The organism is Neoalteromonas facilis, from assembly GCF_002807665.1.
GTDB lineage: Bacteria > Pseudomonadota > Gammaproteobacteria > Enterobacterales > Alteromonadaceae > Alteromonas_E > Alteromonas_E facilis.
In genome coordinates, this window is record NZ_PEAY01000003.1 from 269,959 (window position 1) to 289,299 (window position 19,341).

The 19,341-nt window shown below is 44.8% G+C and carries 14 protein-coding genes; 7 read left to right on the forward strand and 7 right to left on the reverse strand.

The window, feature by feature from the left end:
• Positions 1–19: 19 nt before the first annotated feature.
• Positions 20–1,603 (reverse strand): glycoside hydrolase family 32 protein, encoded by a 1,584-nt coding sequence (locus CSH93_RS09570; RefSeq protein ID WP_100643021.1) that lies wholly within the window; start codon positions 1,601–1,603, stop codon positions 20–22.
• Positions 1,604–1,823: 220 nt separating this feature from the next.
• Complete coding sequence (locus CSH93_RS18215) at positions 1,824–2,444, reverse strand: DUF3718 domain-containing protein (protein WP_100643022.1); 621 nt, start codon at positions 2,442–2,444, stop codon at positions 1,824–1,826.
• 258 nt (positions 2,445–2,702) lie between these two features.
• Between CSH93_RS18215 and CSH93_RS09580 the strand changes: the two genes are divergently transcribed.
• Complete coding sequence (locus tag CSH93_RS09580; protein ID WP_100643023.1) at positions 2,703–3,221, forward strand: YbhB/YbcL family Raf kinase inhibitor-like protein; 519 nt, start codon at positions 2,703–2,705, stop codon at positions 3,219–3,221.
• An 85-nt stretch (positions 3,222–3,306) separates the two neighbouring features.
• On the opposite strand, the gene dolP is transcribed toward CSH93_RS09580, so the two are convergent.
• The 4 genes from dolP to CSH93_RS09600 are packed head-to-tail and all read right to left on the reverse strand — an operon-like array spanning position 3,307 to position 6,806.
• Positions 3,307–3,897 (reverse strand): division/outer membrane stress-associated lipid-binding lipoprotein, encoded by a 591-nt coding sequence (gene dolP / locus CSH93_RS09585; protein WP_100643024.1) that lies wholly within the window; start codon positions 3,895–3,897, stop codon positions 3,307–3,309.
• Between the two features lie 2 nt (positions 3,898–3,899).
• A complete protein-coding gene (locus tag CSH93_RS09590) occupies positions 3,900–4,493 on the reverse strand; it encodes a phosphoheptose isomerase (RefSeq protein WP_100643025.1) in 594 nt (197 codons plus the stop codon).
• 2 nt (positions 4,494–4,495) lie between these two features.
• Positions 4,496–4,858, reverse strand: coding sequence for a YraN family protein (locus CSH93_RS09595; protein WP_100643026.1), 363 nt, complete (start codon positions 4,856–4,858; stop codon positions 4,496–4,498).
• Positions 4,842–6,806 (reverse strand): penicillin-binding protein activator, encoded by a 1,965-nt coding sequence (locus CSH93_RS09600; RefSeq protein WP_164078339.1) that lies wholly within the window; start codon positions 6,804–6,806, stop codon positions 4,842–4,844. The genes CSH93_RS09595 and CSH93_RS09600 overlap by 17 nt, the downstream gene beginning before the upstream one ends.
• 180 nt (positions 6,807–6,986) lie before the next feature.
• Here CSH93_RS09600 and rsmI point away from each other — a divergent pair, with 180 nt between their 5' ends.
• Positions 6,987–7,865, forward strand: a complete 879-nt coding sequence (gene rsmI, locus CSH93_RS09605; RefSeq protein WP_240615562.1) for a 16S rRNA (cytidine(1402)-2'-O)-methyltransferase — start codon at positions 6,987–6,989, stop codon at positions 7,863–7,865.
• 190 nt (positions 7,866–8,055) lie between these two features.
• Here the strand turns inward: rsmI and CSH93_RS09610 are convergent, their stop codons facing one another.
• Positions 8,056–10,485 (reverse strand): PAS domain-containing hybrid sensor histidine kinase/response regulator, encoded by a 2,430-nt coding sequence (locus CSH93_RS09610; protein ID WP_100643028.1) that lies wholly within the window; start codon positions 10,483–10,485, stop codon positions 8,056–8,058.
• Positions 10,486–10,901: 416 nt separating this feature from the next.
• Between CSH93_RS09610 and CSH93_RS09615 the strand changes: the two genes are divergently transcribed.
• From CSH93_RS09615 to CSH93_RS09635, 5 genes are all read left to right on the forward strand, one after another.
• Complete coding sequence (locus tag CSH93_RS09615; RefSeq protein WP_100643029.1) at positions 10,902–11,741, forward strand: class I SAM-dependent methyltransferase; 840 nt, start codon at positions 10,902–10,904, stop codon at positions 11,739–11,741.
• Between the two features lie 356 nt (positions 11,742–12,097).
• The gene (locus tag CSH93_RS09620; protein ID WP_100643030.1) at positions 12,098–12,823 is read left to right on the forward strand and encodes a TetR/AcrR family transcriptional regulator; all 726 of its coding nucleotides are present in this window, start codon (positions 12,098–12,100) and stop codon (positions 12,821–12,823) included.
• Positions 12,824–12,838: 15 nt separating this feature from the next.
• Entirely contained in the window at positions 12,839–13,945 is a 1,107-nt protein-coding gene (locus CSH93_RS09625) for an efflux RND transporter periplasmic adaptor subunit (protein ID WP_100643031.1), read from the forward strand.
• Complete coding sequence (locus tag CSH93_RS09630) at positions 13,942–17,019, forward strand: efflux RND transporter permease subunit (RefSeq protein ID WP_100643032.1); 3,078 nt, start codon at positions 13,942–13,944, stop codon at positions 17,017–17,019. The genes CSH93_RS09625 and CSH93_RS09630 overlap by 4 nt, the downstream gene beginning before the upstream one ends.
• A gap of 243 nt (positions 17,020–17,262) precedes the next feature.
• Entirely contained in the window at positions 17,263–19,332 is a 2,070-nt protein-coding gene (locus CSH93_RS09635; protein ID WP_100643033.1) for a TonB-dependent receptor, read from the forward strand.
• Positions 19,333–19,341 lie beyond the last annotated feature (9 nt).

Genomic DNA, 19,341 nt, shown 5'->3' on the forward strand with positions numbered 1-19,341 from the left:
ATTGCTTTATCTGAGATGGCTAACGGGCGGAAAATTGGGCTGGTTTTAGCGCAAATACGCTTGCGTGTTGGAACGATTCCTCTCCTTCGATCGTTAAATGTTGATAAGGCGTGTGTGGAAAAAACGTTTCGGTTACGGTTGTTAGACCGTTATCAATAAAAAGCTCGATAGAGGCACTATCGACAAATGCGTGAATTTTGAGTTTATCGTTTTCACTGTCCTCGCGTATTGCACGGTGCGGTTGAGCAAACGTATCAGAAAAATCGGCAATACCGGCGTGGGTTCTATCACTGATAAAGGTGTTTAGCTGGCGATCATAACTAAAGCGAAAGTGCTCGCCTTGCTCGTTAGAAAGCGAAAAACCAACCGTTGAGTCATTATCTTTTAGATTAAACTCAAGAATGAACTCACTGCGCATCAGGTTAATCGCTTGAGGAAGCGCCAATTTGCCGTCATCGTTCAAATCCTTTGCTGTCACCTGTAGCGGTGGCTGTCGCAAAACGGCTAACTCTTGTACCGGGCGAGAGACGACACGATAACCTTTTTGAGTGTGAGCAAGCGCGAGTTCTCTAGGAATAGTCATCGCACTACGCCAACGTTGAGTGGGTACTTGTTGCGCGTAATCCCAGTTGCTCATCCATCCGATAATGAGTCGTCTGCCGTCTGTTTCAGGAATATCAGACCATGAAACCGCTGCATAATTGTCACTCCCGACATCTAACCAGAGAGCGGTTTGCTGTTGCAAGGTTGTGGCAAAGGATTTATCGAGCGTAAAGGATTGGCCATCAAAGTCTCCGACAAAATATTGTACGCCAGAGCCTCCTTGTGGACCTCCTGGATTCAAGTTCAATAGCAAAACCCATTTTGTTTGATTGGTGCCTTGCACGGGAAGCTCAAACAGATCGGGGCACTCCCATACGCCGCCGTGTGCGCCTACATTTTGGCCGAAACTGCTCATGTAGTGCCAATCAAGTAAGTTAGGCGATGACCAAAATTGAACATGATCAGTTACCGAAAGTGCCATCACCCATTTGTTACTGGCTTTGTGCCAAAACACTTTTGGGTCGCGAAAATCTTGTAAACCTCCCGGGTTTGGCAGTACAGGGTTTTTAGCATGCTTTATCCATGTTTGACCGTTATTAACGCTGTAGGCTAATCCTTGATATTCGTGATCTCGAGTATTTCGCTTCGCGCGCTCTGGATTATGGTAGGTAAACAAAGCAACCAAAGGTGGATTATCTCTGGATCCTAAACCACTGCTATTTTCCCAATCTACAACGGTACTGCCCGAAAATATGTAGCCAAGGTTATCTGGCTCAAGCGCGACAGGTTGGTGTATCCAATTCACTAAGTCTTTTGATGTGGCGTGTCCCCAGTGCATGGGGCCCCAAACAGTATCATCGGGGTAATATTGATAAAATAAGTGGTATTGCCCTTGGTAGTAAACCATGCCGTTAGGATCATTCATCCATCCGCGTTCAGGCGTAAAATGGTTAGAGGGACGAAAAGGCTCAGCATGAGCAACGGTTGCGAACGATGAAGCGATATGCGCAGCGAACAGCACAATTAAAAGTGTGCGAGTAACGCATGCTTTTATCAACATTCTTTTAATCGCTCCGCATAGTGAACATCAATCTATGCCACAGGTATAGCACAAATATTAGCCAAAGCATTTAACATACGTATGCAAAGCGATTGCTTTTAAATTGCCAATTAAATGGAGTAAAACAAAAAGGCTCCCGAAGGAGCCTTTCTGAGGAAGCAGATTTCTCTGCCGACCATGTTGAAACATGGTGGTAGCCGGGGCTACCGAATTCTTTGGTTTAGATGCGTTCCACTAGAACAGACGCTACTGGGTTAGCAGCAAGGCCTTGCTCAGTGATCCACGCCTGAAGCGTTTTACCGTCAGCTTCTGGCTCGTTTAACGCGCTCTTAGGCATTTTCTTCACCAACAACTCACCGGCTTCAACCGCGTTGTTAAGGATTGCCGTACGGATAAGGCTGTTACCGCCACATGAAACACCTGTGTAGTAGTCAGATAAACGAAGGTTGTAATCAGACTGAACCATTTTCATTTTCTTACGAAGCTCACCTTTGTCGTCAGCTTGTACGATGTTACAGATGTTAGCCAAAGCCTCGTTAANGTTTAACGCGCTCTTAGGCATTTTCTTCACCAACAACTCACCGGCTTCAACCGCGTTGTTAAGGATAGCCGTACGGATAAGGCTGTTACCGCCACAAGAAACACCTGTGTAGTAGTCAGATAAACGAAGGTTGTAATCAGACTGAACCATTTTCATTTTCTTACGAAGCTCACCTTTGTCGTCAGCTTGTACGATATTACAGATGTTAGCCAAAGCCTCGTTAACGTCAGCGTGAGCTGTACCAGAGAAAACGAAAGAAGCGGCAGCGATAGCGATAGAAGTTTTAACTATTTTCAACATGGTTAATTCCTCGAATTAATTAAAAGTTAATGTGTTTGACCAGACGAATTAAACCGTATGTTGAATGATTAAAAAATAACCAGGCTCATACATTGGTATATCAAAATATACCTTTTGCGTTGTGATAGTCGAATGGCAAGCTTGCTTGGCCGATTTTTTAGCTTGGCGAGGGTTTGCGACTTGACGGTCACTACTGTGACCTAAATACTAACAAAGACCATTTTCAGATTTGTCGTCAAGACTCAACGAGGATAACCAATGACAGCTTTATTGAAATCAGTAATGCCAGGGACCATGACAATAGAAAGTCGAGATATTAAGCATGGCGAATTTATGAGTAAGCGCCATGAGGCCGATGTGTTTGGTGGAGACGGCGATAATGTTTCCCCGCATCTTTCATGGTCTGGTGCGCCAGAGGGGACTAAAGCCTATGCCGTATTTTGTTTTGATCCTGACGCACCGACATGCAGTGGATTTTGGCATTGGCAACTGATCAACATTCCAGCCTCGGTAACCGAACTGGCTACTGGTGCGGGTAGCAGCGACTCGGCTAATATCCCCGAGGGCAGTTTTCAAAAGACGAATGATTACGGCACGGTTGGCTTTGGTGGTGCATGTCCACCTGAAGGACATATTGCTCATCGATATCAATTTACCGTATTTGCTTTATCTGACAAGTTGGATATCCCGGAAGGTGCTTCGTCTGCTGTGGCGGGTTTTATGGTGAATGCTCACGCATTGGCATCCGTTACATTGGAAGCGCTATATAAGCGTTAGTGGCTAGCACAAAAAAGGGCATCCGATGTATTGATGCCCTTTACATTTCGTAACGGTATATTGGTTACTTTCAATGGATTTGTCGCTAATTTTTCAAATCAAATGCGCGCACTACTTTGCTGACACCTTCCACATTGCGAGCAATGTCTACAGCTGCGTTGGCTTCCTGCATCGACAGGCGGCCCATTAGAAATACTTCACTGTTTTCAACGATCACCGAGACATTCAACGTCGGGACTCGGTCATCAGTCACAAACTTTGCGCGGATCTTTGAAGCTAACCAAATATCATTTGCTTGCGTTGTTGCGCCAATGGGTTGTGTTTGCCTGATTTGATTGTGGATCTTGCTGATGTTGGGTACTTGCTGAGTCGCATCAACCGCCATTTGTCTCAACGCTTGGCTTGGCGCTTGGCCCGTTAACAATACAACAGAGTTGTACACATTAACCTGAATGTTAGCTTCATTGCGCAACGCTTCTTGTTTCGCTAACTCAAACGCGATACGCCCTTGCAATGTCGTATCATCGAGTTGGGTGCCAACTGTTCGACGATCATTTGCGCTGACCGCTGCAACGGTGCCAGCGGCACCAACAGCCACAACGGCACAACCACTTTGTATAACAAGTGCCGTTGCGATCAATCCTGATAATAAAACCTGCTTCCCTATTTTACCCATGATCAGTTGTCCGAGCTGATAGGGAACAACGTATCGTCGATACATTCGCAAAGGTTATGGATAACCAACAAATGTACTTCTTGAATGCGCGCAGTACGTGATGATGGAACGCGTATTTCTACATCATTTGGACCAAAGAAGCCTGCCATCTCACCGCCATCTTTGCCTGTTAACGCAACAATGGTCATGTCTCGGGAAAGTGCTGCCTGCATAGCATTGATCACATTGCGAGAATTACCGCTGGTTGAAATTGCCAGCAATATGTCTCCCGGTTGACCCAGCGCACGCACTTGCTTGGCAAACACTTCATCGTAACTGTAATCGTTTGCGATTGAGGTAATGGTAGACGTATCGGTTGAAAGCGCAATCGCGGGTAAGCTTGGGCGATCGCGCTCATACCGATTGAGCAGCTCAGATGAAAAGTGTTGGGCATCGCCAGCCGAACCGCCATTTCCACAGCTCAATATTTTATTCCCGTTGATCAGGCATTGCGTCATCATCATCGCAGCTTTTTCTATGGACTCAGGTAAAACCTCCAGTGCGGATAGTTTCGTTTGCACACTTTCGGTAAAATTGGCTTTAATTTTTTCTAACATGCTTATCCTGTCACATTTTTTATCCATTCGATCGATGAGTCAGTTAGCGCTACCAAGTCAATTCGAATGGGGGTATGGAATTCATTAAGATGATTATCTACTAAAAACACTCTCACTGCATTAAGCACGCGGCGTTGTTTTTTTGGCGTTAATTGTTCAACAGACAGTCCGTAGTCCTCAGATTGTCTGAATTTCACTTCGACAAATATCCAGGTCTCTTGTTCCCTAAGAATAAGGTCGATTTCTCCGCATTTGCAGCGATAGTTGCGAACGACAAACTCTAAACCTTTCGATTGTAGGTAATTTAGCGCGCGAGATTCGGCTTCATCCCCAATCGATTTATTGCTATTACCGCGGGCTGGCAATCACACGAACCTGTTCATTGTCGATAACGGCCAGCGGCAATTCACGCACCACTTCGTGCGCTTCATTCAAATGCAAAGTACCCGACAAGCTTTGTTTGCTTAACTGAGGAACGACTGCCATGTGTGGCATGTTTGTCATTTGCTGATATGCATCAAAGCCAAGTGCAAAAAGGCGTTTCAGAGATTCACGCTGATTGGGGTAAAGAGCAGTGTATTCATTGGATAAGGCTTGCCACTGATTATTCGGCATCATCCACGGCATATCGATAAAGTGGATATTTTGTAAATCACGCAACAGGTTTTTACTGCTATCAAATCGAATACTGCGAGATGTCACGTATACCGGTACATCTTTATCGGTGAATGGACTAAGGCTCGCTTCGATAACAGGGTTTAGTAACTCCGTTTGATCCGGTGATGAAAACGCAACGATGGCGTCAATATCTCGCCTGTTGCGAGGAACGTTATAGAGTTCAGGAATTAAAATACGCTCTAGCGTTTTGATCCGCTCCTTACTTTGTTCTACATCAAGCGCAGCTCCAACACCTTCACGCATACTGTTGATGCTGTCATAGCTGACAATGGTGATACCTTGATTTTCAGTAAGCCCGTTTAATTCTCGCCACTTTGCCAGAAAAGCTGCGGCCATGCGCTGATTAATCGTATCCTGTGCATGTACCATGATTGGGAATCGATAGCCTTGCGCGAAAACATGCTGGGCTAATTGCTGAGCTTCATCTTCAGGCGCTAACGCAAAGAAGTAATGAGGCTTAATATCAGGCGATATTGTGTTAGTTGTCTCACTGACTACCCGACTTTCATCGTTTTCAATGGGGGGAGCTGGCGACGGTACAACTGCGTTATCTAAAACATCGGTTACTCTGTTTAACGCCAGCAATTGTGTTTGTGGGCCGAGCAAACCCTGAACTCGAATAATCTCTTCGCGTAACAATGGGCCAATGACGATATCAACGTCAGCTAATGCTGTTGCAGCTACCTCAGGATTAACCTCAGCTGTGTCAAAGAATAGCAGTTCAATAGGTTCAGCAAATGCGCCATTGGGTTGTTTTTGTTGCATGTAGGCCGCCAACAACCCTTGCTTAATCGCGTTGGCTTGCGCCGACAAACGTCCCGTAAAAGGCAATATGACGGCCACTTTTTGCGGCACTTGTTGCTGCACTTGGACCCCACTGGCTAATTCTGCGGGTGGTTCCATTACAATCGGGTGACTTGGATGTTGTTGCGAAAAAGCTTGAAACGTTGCCAATAGACGCTGTGGCTGATCGCCGTAATTGCGCAGCATAGCGATTACGGCAAGCCAAGGCCGGAGTTGAGGTGAATTATCGAACGCTTGAGTTCGTTCTTCTAATGACGCTCTATTTAGCCATTGCCAGATTGCGTGATTCGCTTCACTGCTCAACGCTTGGCCAAGGGCTAAAGTGCCGGCAGCATTTACATACTGTCCTGCATTCGCGTAGGCAGCTGCCAGCATTTGCTGTTGGCGTGCACGTAAATTGGTATCACTGGTTACGCTCTGTAGCAATTCAATACGTGTCTTATTATCAATCGCATTTTCTTCCGCGCATTCCACCAACAGCAAATTAAAGTGGGCAGACGGTGGAACTGAGAAAGTGTCTTTAATGGCCTTCAACAAAGCCAGCGTTTTGTCGCATTGCTCTTCTGCACGATAGGCATCAGCCGCCGTTAATAGTTGGCTGACTACTTCAGGTTCTGATTGGTTGTTTTGCCACGCGATTTTAGCTGTTTCTATTAAGCTTTCTGGGGTAGTGGCTATTTCTTGGGCTTTCGTTTCAACAGGGGGAGGCGCTATAACCGCTCTTGATGTTGTATGCGTTGGTGTGGAGCCGCACGCACTCAAGCCTAACATTAACGCTAATGCAGAGAGCGTTTGAAATTTTCCTGTTGGGCGTGTTGTTGCGAAATTCATAGCGGCCATTAAAAGAGCGTTTTCACGCAGTTTAACACTACGTATTGAAAGTGTTCCACAGTCTATGCTGCAAAATGGCTCAAAGATCAGGTAGAACCGCTATATTCTGCTCGGGTCATGTGTATCACGTGCTACACTCGCGCTAAAATATTGTCTACAAACAAGTAAATGAGCGTTCATATGTCTACAGACGTAACTTCAGATACCCCAATGTCTCAACAGGCGGAAGGAGGCACCTTGTATATTGTGCCAACGCCTATTGGGAATCTCTCTGATATAACTCAGCGTGCATTGGCAATTCTGGCATCGGTAGATGTTGTGGCGGCTGAAGACACCCGCCATAGCAAACGTTTGTTTGAGCACTTTGATATTTCGACCAAAATGGTATCGATGCATCAACATAACGAATCTCAGCGAGCAGAAATGTTGAGCCAGCGTTTACTCGGCGGACAAAGTATTGCGCTGATATCCGACGCAGGAACGCCGCTGATCAGCGATCCTGGTTATGTGCTTGTTAGTCATTGTCGTGATAAAGGGATCCGCGTCGTTGCACTGCCAGGTGCTTGTGCTGCGATCACCGCATTAAGTGGCTCGGGATTACCGACGGATAAGTTTCAATTTATTGGCTTTTTGCCGGTTAAGCAGGCGGCATTAACTTCGGCTTTGCGTGAGGTCGCAGAATCTGAATGCACTACCGTTTGTTACGAAGCGCCGCGACGTGTTTTGGCAACCATAACAGCCTGCTGCGACGCATTGCACGAAAGCCAAAAAATTGTGCTGGCAAAAGAACTTTCCAAAACCTTTGAACACTACGCAAGCGGTACGCCGCAGGAAGTTAAAGAGTGGTTGCTTGAAGATGAACGCCGTCAAAAAGGCGAATTCGTTTTGATGATTTCGCCGCGCCAAACCAGCGAAGAGGAATTACCCTCTGAGGCAATAAACTTGCTCTCTGAACTGGTGGCATTGCTGCCACCGAAGAAGGCAGCAGCAGTGGTAGCTTCACATTATGGCGTTAAGAAAAATGCGCTGTATTCCTATTTGCTCGAAAATAAGGAATAGGTTTGTGGCAAATTCAGCACGTCGTCCTGATGAAAGTCAGGACCTTCTTGGCACGTATAGCAGTCATCGGGTAAAGAACTTGCAAGTAAGAAAAGTGAGTAGATGGTTGTCGCTCTAGATATTGATTGTGAATGGCCGCTAAAGCAAAAATAGCAGTCAAACATTATATCGCTCTTGATAATGTCGCATTTTAATCAGTGCTTTTATCAAACAAAGAAGCTAACAGACCATACAAGGTGGCCATGTCAATTGGTTTACCAATATGTGCCGTGAAGCCATGTTCCAAATAATTTGACACATCTTCCAGCATTGCATTTGCTGTTAGCGCAACTATTGGAGCAGCGTTACTTAGTTTTTTAATTTCTTTCATTGCCGTTACACCGTCCATTATTGGCATCTGAATATCCATTAGGATTAAATCAAACCTTTCTTTTTTAGCAAGTTCAACAGCTAATTTACCGTTGTCTACCGTTATAAGCTCGGCATTTGTGTCTTCCAACATCGATTGAATGATAACTTGGTTGATTTCATTGTCTTCGGCTATTAAGACTCTTTTCCCGTTCAATTTAGGCGCCATCAATGTCTTTTGAGTGGCTGCACGCGCTTTTTCATTTGTTTTTTTAAGTGGTAAAACGACTCTTATAGCTGTTCCTTTGTTCGCTTTACTTTTGACTTGAATTGTTCCTTGCATCATATGAATTAAGCTCAGCGTTATAGACATTCCCAGACCTGTACCACCGAACCTTCTCGTCATGGAGCTATCAGCCTGTGAAAATCGCTCAAATATTTTTTCTTGGGCTTCTTTACTCATACCGATACCAGTATCAACAACATCTATGCAGACCGAATCAATACCACTGCTTTCAATAGTGGACAAATTAATGTTAACGCTGCCTTTATCAGTGAACTTCACCGCGTTTGAAACTAAATTCAATAATATTTGCTTTACCCTAACAATGTCGCCAAGCCAACCATCTATGAAGTTGTCATCAACTCTACTAATTAATTGAATACCTTTGTTGCTAACTATGCTATTGACCTCAAATTCAACAGACTTCAATACTTCCAGCATCGCAAAAGGCTCTAGTTCTAAATCCAATTTGTTATCTTCAATCTTAGAGTAGTCGAGAATATCGTTGATAATGGTCAACAATGAACTTGCGGAAGACAATGCATTCTCAAGCATAATTGCTGATTTTGTATCTAACTTAGCTCGATTAACTAACTGGAGGCCGCCTAAGATTGCATTCATGGGAGTGCGGATCTCGTGGCTCATGTTGGCAAGAAATTCACTTTTAGCCTTATTAGCTTGCTCAGCCACGAGTTTTGCGGACTCAAGTTCTCTTATGACGTTCACTTTCTCTGTAATGTCATAATTTACACCGATCACTTTGACCGCTTGTTCATTTTCGTTTCTAATTACCTCGGCGCTAGCCTTTATTGTTCGAACTTGCCCATCAGGATGCACAACTCGAAACTCCGGGTCGAAAGTAGCAATTCCTTTCACAGCATCTGCTAATAATTGCTTTGATTTCTCTATGTCTTCTGGATGCACGCACTGCTCCCAAGCCTCATATGCACCTGAAAAACTATCCTCTGAGATGCCGTAAAGCTTGTACATCCATTCATCCCAAACAAGCTGATTAGTAATAACGTCCCACTCCCAAATACCAATTTCTGCAGAGTCGTTCGCCAACTTAGTTCTTAAAGAGCTTGTCTCGGCTTCAGCTTTAGCTTGTCTTAGTTTTTCCTCAATGGCTTTTTGCTGTGATATGTCCTGAATAACAGAACAGATAAATTCTTCGCCAGATGTATTAGTGATTTTTACACCAGATAATTGAACAGGGTAGGTATATCCCGTCTTATGTATATATTCTTTAAAGTACGGACCATAGCGACCAGTTTCTAAAAGGGATTCTAATTGTTCCTGTTCTTGCCGCTCGTACTTCTTTGGGGTTAGTTGCCAGTAATCCATTTTATTGAGTTCATCAATGCCATAGCCGCTAAAGCGACTTAACTCCTGATTTACGTAATCAAACGAGCCATCACTGAGCCTGTTAATTGCAATTCCAACAGGCGCTAGGTTGACAAATTCTTCGAACTTTTCCTTTTCTTTTAGATAGGCTAATTTGATTTTTTCAATTTCTAGGTTTGCGGTATCTAAGTTATCGTTGGCAAGCATTAGCTCACTTATATCGCGGCCTATTGCTAATATGAGTCTCTCGTTACCTGATACGAAAGCTGTCAAAGAAACTAGGCACTGAAATGTTGAGCCGTCGAGTCGCGAATGGACCCAGTCAAACAGCTGCGGCCCCTCTTTAAAAGCACGACTAATGTACTCGCTTGCCATTTCTTGTGATGTTCTGCCACATGGTTGGTATTCAGGGGAGATATCTGCAGGAGTAAGGAGTAGGAAATTGTTTTTGCTTTTGACACCATGGAGGTTAACGGCGGATTGATTGCACTCAATGAACCGTCCCGTTTCCAAGTCAATAATAGAAAGAGCATCACCTGAGACTTCAAATAGTTTTTTGTACTTAGCGTTTTCAGCCTTAGTACTTTTTAGTTGTATCCGTAACTGTTCAATTTCTGATCTTAGGTCGAGCTCTTGGCTACTCATTTTAATCTTCTTTGTTACAACTTATAGTGTTTCCAGTATTGATATTAGACGAAAGTAAGAAAGTCTGCTCTCAATTCAAAAGAGCAATGAACTCAGCTGTCCGCCGTTCTGTGTAACCTGTTAAAACAGCAATCAAAGCCCTAGTAATATGAACGACCGGTAATTGTCTGTTGTTGCCAGACAAAGCCATGCTTTAGCTATTCACTTAAAGCGGCCCCTCGCAATTTGCATTTACTGGGTTAAGATGTATGATCCGTAAAGTATCTAATCACTTATTAAGGAGGTGTCTTGTATGTATCGTTCATCAACAAAATCAAAATTTACACCGTCCTTACTTGTCTATCTGTTTTAGAAAGCAACTCTTAGAATCATAGCTCGTAGGGACGACATTTTTATTTATTTGTCGGAATTACGATATGTACAAAGAATTAAACGGCGCTACCGCCAAACCTAAAGTGTGGAATTGTTACACCGCTGATAAGCTTTGGACTGATGCTTACATAGCCAAGCAAATGCTGTCTTTCCACCTTAACCCAGAAATTAATGCGGCCTCACGTTCATTTAACTTTATCAATAGGTCTGTGAATTGGATGATTGAAGAGTTCAATTTAGGGAAGAAATCAAAGGTCATCGACTTTGGTTGCGGGCCTGGCCTCTATACCCACCGATTTAAGCAGCAAGGCATAGGTAAAGTAGTTGGAGTGGACTTTTCGCAGTCCTCAATTAGTTACGCCAAAGAGCGCGCTCAGGAAGATGCGCTTGATGTTGAGTATCACCTTGCAAACTATTTGGACTTTGAAAGCGATAGTAAATACGACTTAATCACATTAGTAATGTGTGATTTTTGCGCATTGAGTCCCTCACAACGAAGTCATCTGCTTAAGAAATTTAAAAGCATGCTTAAACCTAATGGTGCTATTGCCCTCGATGTCTTTACAGATTCTAGATTTAAAGGGCTACAAGAAAGTATTACCTTACAAAAAGGTTATATGGAAGGGTTTTGGAGCGACAATGAATATTGGTGTATTCACACGTCTCATGGATACACAGATGAACGAGTGTGGCTTGATAAGTTCACAGTTATTGAGAAATGTAGGCAATGGGATGTGTACAATTGGCTTCAACACTTCAGTCAGGAAACGCTGAAAACTGAAATTGAAGCACATGGGCTTTCTATTGTGTCTTTCTACAAGGATCTTTGCGGTACTCCGCAAGAAGATGCCGACGAAATGGCGGTTGTCATTAAAGAGTCTTAAAGAAATTGTGTGCAGATGAATGTAGGTTTCACCTGCACACTTTTTAGATGCCAATTAAAAAAGAGCAAAGTCAATGCTCGCTCTTTGTCTTCAGGAGATCCTCGATCATTCGAGGATGACGAGCAGAAAGTTGTCTAACGCTGAGACTCCCGTCGTTAGCAGGAATGGCCGAAAATCACGCATTACAGGATATGTTCAAAATACCCGCTTTTCCAACAAGCTGAACTACCAAAATATAAGTGATTGATCAAAATGTAACCATTGACACTGCGTCGAAAATCATTATGGTAACGCCATTCGAATAGTATTCGAATGGCGTTCGTCGTTGTTCGAAGCAACATTATGAGGAAGCTAGTATGGCCCCTGCACCTAAGTTTAGCGCTGAAAAGCAACAGGAAATGATCCTTGATGCAGCAATTGAGTGCATTCAAGAAACGTCTGTGACGGATTTTCCAATGGCGAAAATTGCCAGAATGGCAGGGCTGTCGATGGGATCGATCTATAAGTTTTTTCAATGCAAAGAAGATATTGTATTGGCGTTGGCGAATCGCTCGTTTAAGCATATTTCTCGTGTGTTTTCTCAAGTATTAGATTTGCCTATTAGTACGCCAGAAAAGTTTGTCGCGGTTTGCCTGATATCACCCAAAAAATTACAACTGTATCCATTCGCCTATGAGCTTGAATCATATGCAACAAACGAAGCGGTTATCAGAAAAGCGTCCCCAATGTGGACGAATAAGGTAATTGAAGCGAGTGAAAGTTGTGAACAATCCTTCAAGCTGGCCCTAACCGAAGGCATTACGTCGGGTGAGCTTGGCGAAATTCCAAATGTTCACGAGTTCATTGAAGAAATCACCATCAGCGGGTGGGCAATGACATCGGGGTATGAACAGGTCATTCGAATTAAGCAAACACGTCAAATCAACGAAGGGACGTCATCTTTGTTGGAGCCTCTCAGCATAAATGACCCCATGATCCGCAGCCTTGTGCGTCTCATTAATAGCTATCCATGGAAGCAGCCTTTAACACCAGATTCGCTGCTCAATGTTGAGTCTCAGTTAGCCAAACTCAACCTTCGATAACAAAGGATTAATACTATGAATATCAAACGTTGGCTTATTAGCATCGTCATTGTACTCGCCGTAATGTTCTCACTCGGCTTTGTGAAGTTTAATCAAATTCAGGCAGCGATCGCGTATGGGGAGTCGTTTCCTGAGCCATCAGCGAGTGTGAAAAGCACCTATGTGGAGACTATGCAATACAGTCAAGTCAATGAAGTCGTTGGCCAACTGGTCGCACCAAAATTACTGACTATTACGGCTGAATACAATGGCCCGATAACGTATGTAGGTTTCAACCCTGGTGATGTTGTACAACAGGGGCAAGTACTATTACGACAAGATGTGAGCCTAGAGCAAGCTAATCTGAAAGCAGCGAAAGCTCGACTTAAGCTTGCTCAAACCAACTATCAAAGATTGGCCCAACTGTTTCGCGAGAAGCGCGTGAGTGAGAACGAAGTGGATGCTTCAGAAGCCGATGTGACCATTGCCGAAGCCGAAGTCGATAACCTTACGTCGGTTATTGCCAAAAAGACAGTCATCGCTCCATTTGAGGGGGCTGTGGGTTTGGAGCAGTTTCAAGTCGGTCAGATGTTAATGGCAAACAATCCTATCACGACATTAGTGGGCATAGATGAGTATATTTGGGTCGACTTTGCGGTCCCCCAAACACTTAAACAACCGACTATCGGTGAGACTGTGAACGTAAAGTTCATGCAGTCAAATAGTGCCATTGGCCAAGCTAAGATCATCGCCAAGCAGCCAACAGTAAATGCGAACTCTCGCCAGCACAGTTATCGCGCTTTATTACCTAACAATGAGCGTTTGTACAGTCACAATCAAGTGGTTAGCGTTAGTGTTTCGTCTATGCCTCAAAGCACTGTTGCTGTGCCGACAAATGCTATTACTCGCAGTCATGATGGTTATTTTGTGTATGAGCTAGAACAAGATGAGCAGCAGAACTGGCGAGCCAAGCCAGTCCAAGTTGAAGTGGGTGAGCGTGTTGAAGATATGCATATCGTACTTGGCGGATTATCTGGCGGAGAATTTATTGCAACAGAGGGTGCGTTCAAGCTTTCAAAAGGCTTACTGGTTTTCACTGACGCAGACGATCAGCTTGATCCAACGCTTGGAGGTGAAGGATGAGTGCACTGCATGAACATAAACCATCGGTGATGGATATTTTCGTTTCCCGTCCAGCACTTGCGATCGTGTTGTCACTGATCATTGTGTTAGCAGGGGTGAACGCGGCACGAACCATTTCGGTCCAGCAATATCCCAAAATTGAAAGTGCATCTTTGGTGATTGATACCGTCTACACCGGCGCATCTGCCGAGGTAGTAAAAGGGTATGTTACTGAACCCATTGAGCGGGTTACATCAACCGTTCCCGGCGTTGATTATGTCGACTCAATCACCACAGCAGGCTTGAGCAAGGTAACCGCTTGGTTAGAACTAAATCATGACACGACGGATGCTTTGGCTGATCTAACCACTAAGTTGAATCAGATTAAATTTGAGTTACCAACGGGTACAGAAGATCCAGCCATTCAAATTGTTAGAGCTGACAGCCCTTTTGCCGTGTTTTACTTAGATGTGGCATCAGAAGGAATGCCAAGAAGCGAAGTCAGTGATTATTTAACACGAAATGTTGTGCCCGTTTTGAGTGATATCAGCGGAGTGCAAAAAGTGACTTTAGAAGGTGGTCGAAATCCTGCTATGCGCATCTGGCTCGACCCTGATAAGTTAGCGGTCTATAACGTTAGCGCATCGGAAGTATTTGCAGCACTTCAAGCCAATAATACCATCGCGACAATTGGTTACAGTGAAAATGGGCGTCAACGCATCGACCTGAGAGCGAATACGAGCCTGAGCAGTGTTGAGGACTTTAACAATCTGATCATCCGAGAAACTGACGGTATGCAATTGCGCTTGGGTGCCGTGGCAGACGTTGCCCTTGGTGAGGCCGAAGGCTTAGTCACAGCAAGACTTGACTATCGTGACACGGTATTTCTGGCGGTTTGGGCACTACCGGGTGCAAATGAAATCGAAATTGGCGACGCACTGTATGTAAAACTGGACCAAATTAATCAAGTACTGCCTGACGGAATGGCCATCACGACAGGCTACGATGGTACGTTGTACATGCGCGATTCAATCAAAGAAATATTTACCACATTGGTCGAAACCGTCTTGTTAGTCGGTATCGTCATCCTCGCTATGATGGGCTCGTTTCGTACTGCTTTAGTTCCGCTGATCACCATTCCAATCTCTATCCTTGGTGCGATAGCGGTTATTTCGATGATGGGGTTTTCCCTTAATCTTCTAACCATTCTGGCCATTGTATTGTCGGTCGGCTTGGTGGTGGATGATGCTATCGTGGTGGTTGAAAATGTCGCGCGTCACATGCGAGCTGGCAGATCTCGTTTTAATGCGGCTTTGATAAGTTCAAGACAATTGCTGGTACCTGTCATTGCCATGACCCTCACCTTAGCAGCAGTCTATGCGCCAATAGGTTTCTTAACGGGATTGACGGGCTTTCTCTTCAGAGAGTTTGCCTTCACCTTGGCAATTGCTGTCTTAATCTCTGGCGTCGTTGCTGTCACGCTATCACCTATTATGAGCGCCTATGTGAATCCTGAAGGGGGCAAAGAGGGACGGCTTACCCAAAGAGTAAACGGTGTCTTTGATCGTTTGCAAGTTTGGTACACGGGTATCCTCGATAAGTTGTTTGCATTACGCCCACAGGTTTTCTTTATCGCAATCGTATTTTCGTTGCTCAGCGTGCCTTTTTACGTGTTGTCACAAAAAGAGTTAGCGCCTATTGAAGACCAAAGCTCAATTCAGATGGTGGTGGAAGCGCCACCTGAGTCATCGCTGCAATACACATCTACCAAAATGAATGATGCTGCGGCAGTGATGAATGCAACTGAAGGCGGGCAGTTTACCTGGCAAATTATTACAGCGGCCGCTGGCTTTGGTGGCGTCGAGTTGGTCCCCTTTGAGCAACGAGATAAATCTGTGCACGAATTGCTGCCGGAACTATTTGGGCGTTTGGGCAGTGTAACTGGATTGACTTTATTCCCAATTTTACCGGCGTCATTGCCGACAGCTGGCCAGTTTGATGTTGAAGTGGTTTTTCGAGCAAACGAAGATCCCGTTAGCATGAAGCAATACGCCGATGAAATTTTGCAGCGCGCGGTTGCGACGGGGAATTTTATGTTTGTGAATACAGATCTGAAGATAGATTTGCCACAAGCAGAGCTTAATATTGATAAGTCATTGCTTGCCGATCTGGGGCTCAACTTACAATCGGTCAATGACCAACTCAGTGTGCTGATGTCGAGTAATTTTGCCAACTATTTTAACAAAGAGGGTAAAGCATACCGCGTGATCCCAATTGTGGGCGACCAGCAACGCTACAACCCTGAAGATATCCTAAACATGAAAGTTCGTACTGATAACAATGAGTTGGTACCTGTCTCTGCTTTCGCGACGCTAGAGGCTTTTACCAGTCCTCGAGTGTTGGGTTCGTTTAATCAGCAAAGCTCATTTCGTATTCTGGCGGGCGTATTGCCGCACATTACCAAAGAGCAAGGACTCGCTGCCATTGAGGAAATCGCCGCTGAACTATTGCCGGCCAACTATTCGGTAGATTATGCTGGAGAATCCCGTCAGTTGCGCAAAGAAGGCAATACCATGATAGGTGTTTTGCTGGTGGCTTTATTGGTTGTGTATTTCTTGTTGACGGTACAATTTAACAGCTTCCGTGACCCATTGGTTGTGTTGCTAGGCTGCGCACCCCTCGCGTTGGCTGGCGCGTTAATGTTGCCGTTCTTGGCGCTAACCTCAATCAACATCTACAGTCAGATTGGCTTAATTACGCTTATTGGTTTGATAGCCAAAAATGGTATTTTAATTGTGGAATTTGCGAATCAATTACAATTACAAGGGCTTGCTAAGCTAGAGGCAGTAAAGAGCGCTGCAGCAACACGTTTACGTCCTATCTTGATGACCACAGGTGCGACAGTATTGGGTCACTTCCCATTAGTGCTGGTGACCGGTGCGGGAGCAGAAGCGAGAAACAGCATCGGTATCATCTTAGTGGCTGGCATGCTCATAGGCACGTTCTTTACGCTTGTTGTGCTGCCGTTGCTGTATGAAACATTAGCAAAAGATCATCAAGGTGAACTGGAAGTCGATGCTGCAGTTGCGGTGTAACATCAAACTTGAGGTTCTAGTAAACCCTTACCCCATTTCAACGGCTATTCACTCGTCGCTGGAATGGGGCGCTAAAAACCATGCCCGTTTCTCACCTGAGCGGTTTTAAAAGACTGATCATTAATGGTGGTTGCTTCGTAGACTAACTCACTTAGACCTGAGACGAATTCACACATTGAATTTTCTGTCATTGTTATTATTTCACGCATTAGAGTTTGATGTGATTTTTCGTTAGAGAATGTAATGAAAGCAAAGTTTTTATTAGCCTTTTTAGTCTCCGCTACTGTAGTACAAGCTCAATCCTCAGATGAAAATTCATCGATCGAACGGATCACGACAACGTCTTCCCGCTTTGCATCGGTGGCGAATGATTATGATGGTTCAATAGGTTGGTTAGATCAACAAGCCATTGGATTGGTGAGTCCGCAACACGTGCAGCAAGTATCAAACCGCATAGCGGGTGTTAACTTACAACGTGGCAATGGTCAGGAGTATTTACCTGCTATTCGTTCTCCTGTTTTTACGGGAGCAGGTGCTTGTGGTGAATTGTTGACCACAGAAGACAATATTCCGTTGCGGGCCGCGGGCTTTTGCAATGTGAATGAACTGTTTGAAGCCGGTACTGAATATGCCAGCGCGATTGAAGTATTAAAAGGGCCGGGTACGGTGATCTATGGCTCCAACGCGATTCATGGCGTTGTTAATGTTGTCACCCAAGACCCTATAGAGAATGATGAACGAATCGGCTTGGAGTGGGGCTCTTTTGGCTATGCTCGTTTGAAATTTTCCACCGGCAATAATCAATCTCAGCATGGTGTTGGCGTCAATGCATCGGTGACCGACGATAGTGGATATCGTGATGATGAAGGCTACAAACAACAAAAGCTGCATGCCCGTTACCGCAATGCTTTAGGTGGGGTAAACATTGAGTCTGGGATTAGTTTTAGTAACCTTGATCAGAATACAGCAGGCTATATTGTAGGGCTTGACGCTTATAAAGATGCTGAGCTTGCGCAATCAAACAGCAACCCAGAAGCGTTTAGAAAGGCTCGCTCTGTAAGAGTGTGGACAAAGTTGAGCGGTGATACTGCGCTATCGAGCTATGAAGCAAAATGGCAGTTGACGCCTTATGTTCGTTGGCAAGATATGCAGTTCAAAATGCATTTTTTACCGGGACAGCCGCTAGAAGAGAATGATCAACGCAGCTTAGGCTTACAGTCCAGCTTGCAGTTTGATGTTGATGACACCATGCAGTGGCTGATGGGAGTCGATGGTGAAATCACGTCAGCTAGTCTGCTGCAGTTTCAAGAGAACCCAACCGAAGGCTCTTCATTTTTGCAAGCGACTATTCCAGCAGGTAAACAATATGATTACCAAGTTGATGCGCAAATGCTTGCAGCCTTTGTGCAAATGAGCTGGCAGTTTGCGACGGATTGGCAATTGAACGTGGGTATGCGTGCTGAGCATATCAATTATGACTATGACAATTTAATGGTCAGTGGCAGGGTAGATGAAAATGGCAATGGCTGTGGATTTGGTGGATGCCGATATACCCGACCCGACGATAGAAGCGACGATTACTTTACGCGCTCTCCGCGTGTATCGTTGCAGTACGTAATCGATCCTAACCACTCTATTTATACTACTTTAAGCCAAGGCTATCGAGCACCTCAGGCTACCGAGTTGTATCGCTTGCAGCGCGCTCAAACGGTTGCTGAGTTAGACAGTGTCGATGCGATCAACATTGAAACCGGCTATCGCCTGTTTATGCCAACGTGGCATGTTCAAGTAGCCGTATACGCAATGAACAAGGATAACGTCATCATCCGCGATACCGAGTTTTTCAATCGTAGCAATGGCGAAACTAAGCATCGAGGCATTGAATTAACAGGCAGTGCAAACTTGTCTGAACAGTGGCAACTGAACTCAGCAATTGCTTACAGCAAGCATACCTACGCGAATGATGTTGGCGGGACTGCATTAGCTGGCAATATGATGGATACCGCGCCGCGTTGGTTGAGCAGCACCCAAATCACCTGGATACCACGCGATGATGTTCGTGCTGAATTGAGTTGGGAATACACCAGTGACTACTATCTGGCGCCTGAAAATAGGGAGCAATACAATGGACATCATTTATTCCATCTTCGCGCAGTCTGGCAAGTAACACCTAAGTTAACGGTAAAGGCGCAGCTCAATAATGTATTTGATCGCGCCTATGCAGAGCGTGGCGACTATACGTCTTTCAGTGGTCCGCGGTATTTCCCGGGTGAACCGAGAAACGCACAGGTGGGTGTACAGTATTACTTTTAAAAAGGGGCG

Coding starts and splice junctions, on each gene's coding strand:
- CSH93_RS09570 (WP_100643021.1), bottom strand. CDS start 1,603: ATGTTGATAAAAGCATGCGTTACTCGCACACTTTTAATTGTGCTGTTC.
- CSH93_RS09580 (WP_100643023.1), top strand. CDS start 2,703: ATGACAGCTTTATTGAAATCAGTAATGCCAGGGACCATGACAATAGAA.
- dolP (WP_100643024.1), bottom strand. CDS start 3,897: ATGGGTAAAATAGGGAAGCAGGTTTTATTATCAGGATTGATCGCAACG.
- CSH93_RS09590 (WP_100643025.1), bottom strand. CDS start 4,493: ATGTTAGAAAAAATTAAAGCCAATTTTACCGAAAGTGTGCAAACGAAA.
- CSH93_RS09600 (WP_164078339.1), bottom strand. CDS start 6,806: ATGAATTTCGCAACAACACGCCCAACAGGAAAATTTCAAACGCTCTCT.
- rsmI (WP_240615562.1), top strand. CDS start 6,987: ATGTCTACAGACGTAACTTCAGATACCCCAATGTCTCAACAGGCGGAA.
- CSH93_RS09610 (WP_100643028.1), bottom strand. CDS start 10,485: ATGAGTAGCCAAGAGCTCGACCTAAGATCAGAAATTGAACAGTTACGG.
- CSH93_RS09615 (WP_100643029.1), top strand. CDS start 10,902: ATGTACAAAGAATTAAACGGCGCTACCGCCAAACCTAAAGTGTGGAAT.
- CSH93_RS09620 (WP_100643030.1), top strand. CDS start 12,098: ATGGCCCCTGCACCTAAGTTTAGCGCTGAAAAGCAACAGGAAATGATC.
- CSH93_RS09625 (WP_100643031.1), top strand. CDS start 12,839: ATGAATATCAAACGTTGGCTTATTAGCATCGTCATTGTACTCGCCGTA.
- CSH93_RS09630 (WP_100643032.1), top strand. CDS start 13,942: ATGAGTGCACTGCATGAACATAAACCATCGGTGATGGATATTTTCGTT.
- CSH93_RS09635 (WP_100643033.1), top strand. CDS start 17,263: ATGAAAGCAAAGTTTTTATTAGCCTTTTTAGTCTCCGCTACTGTAGTA.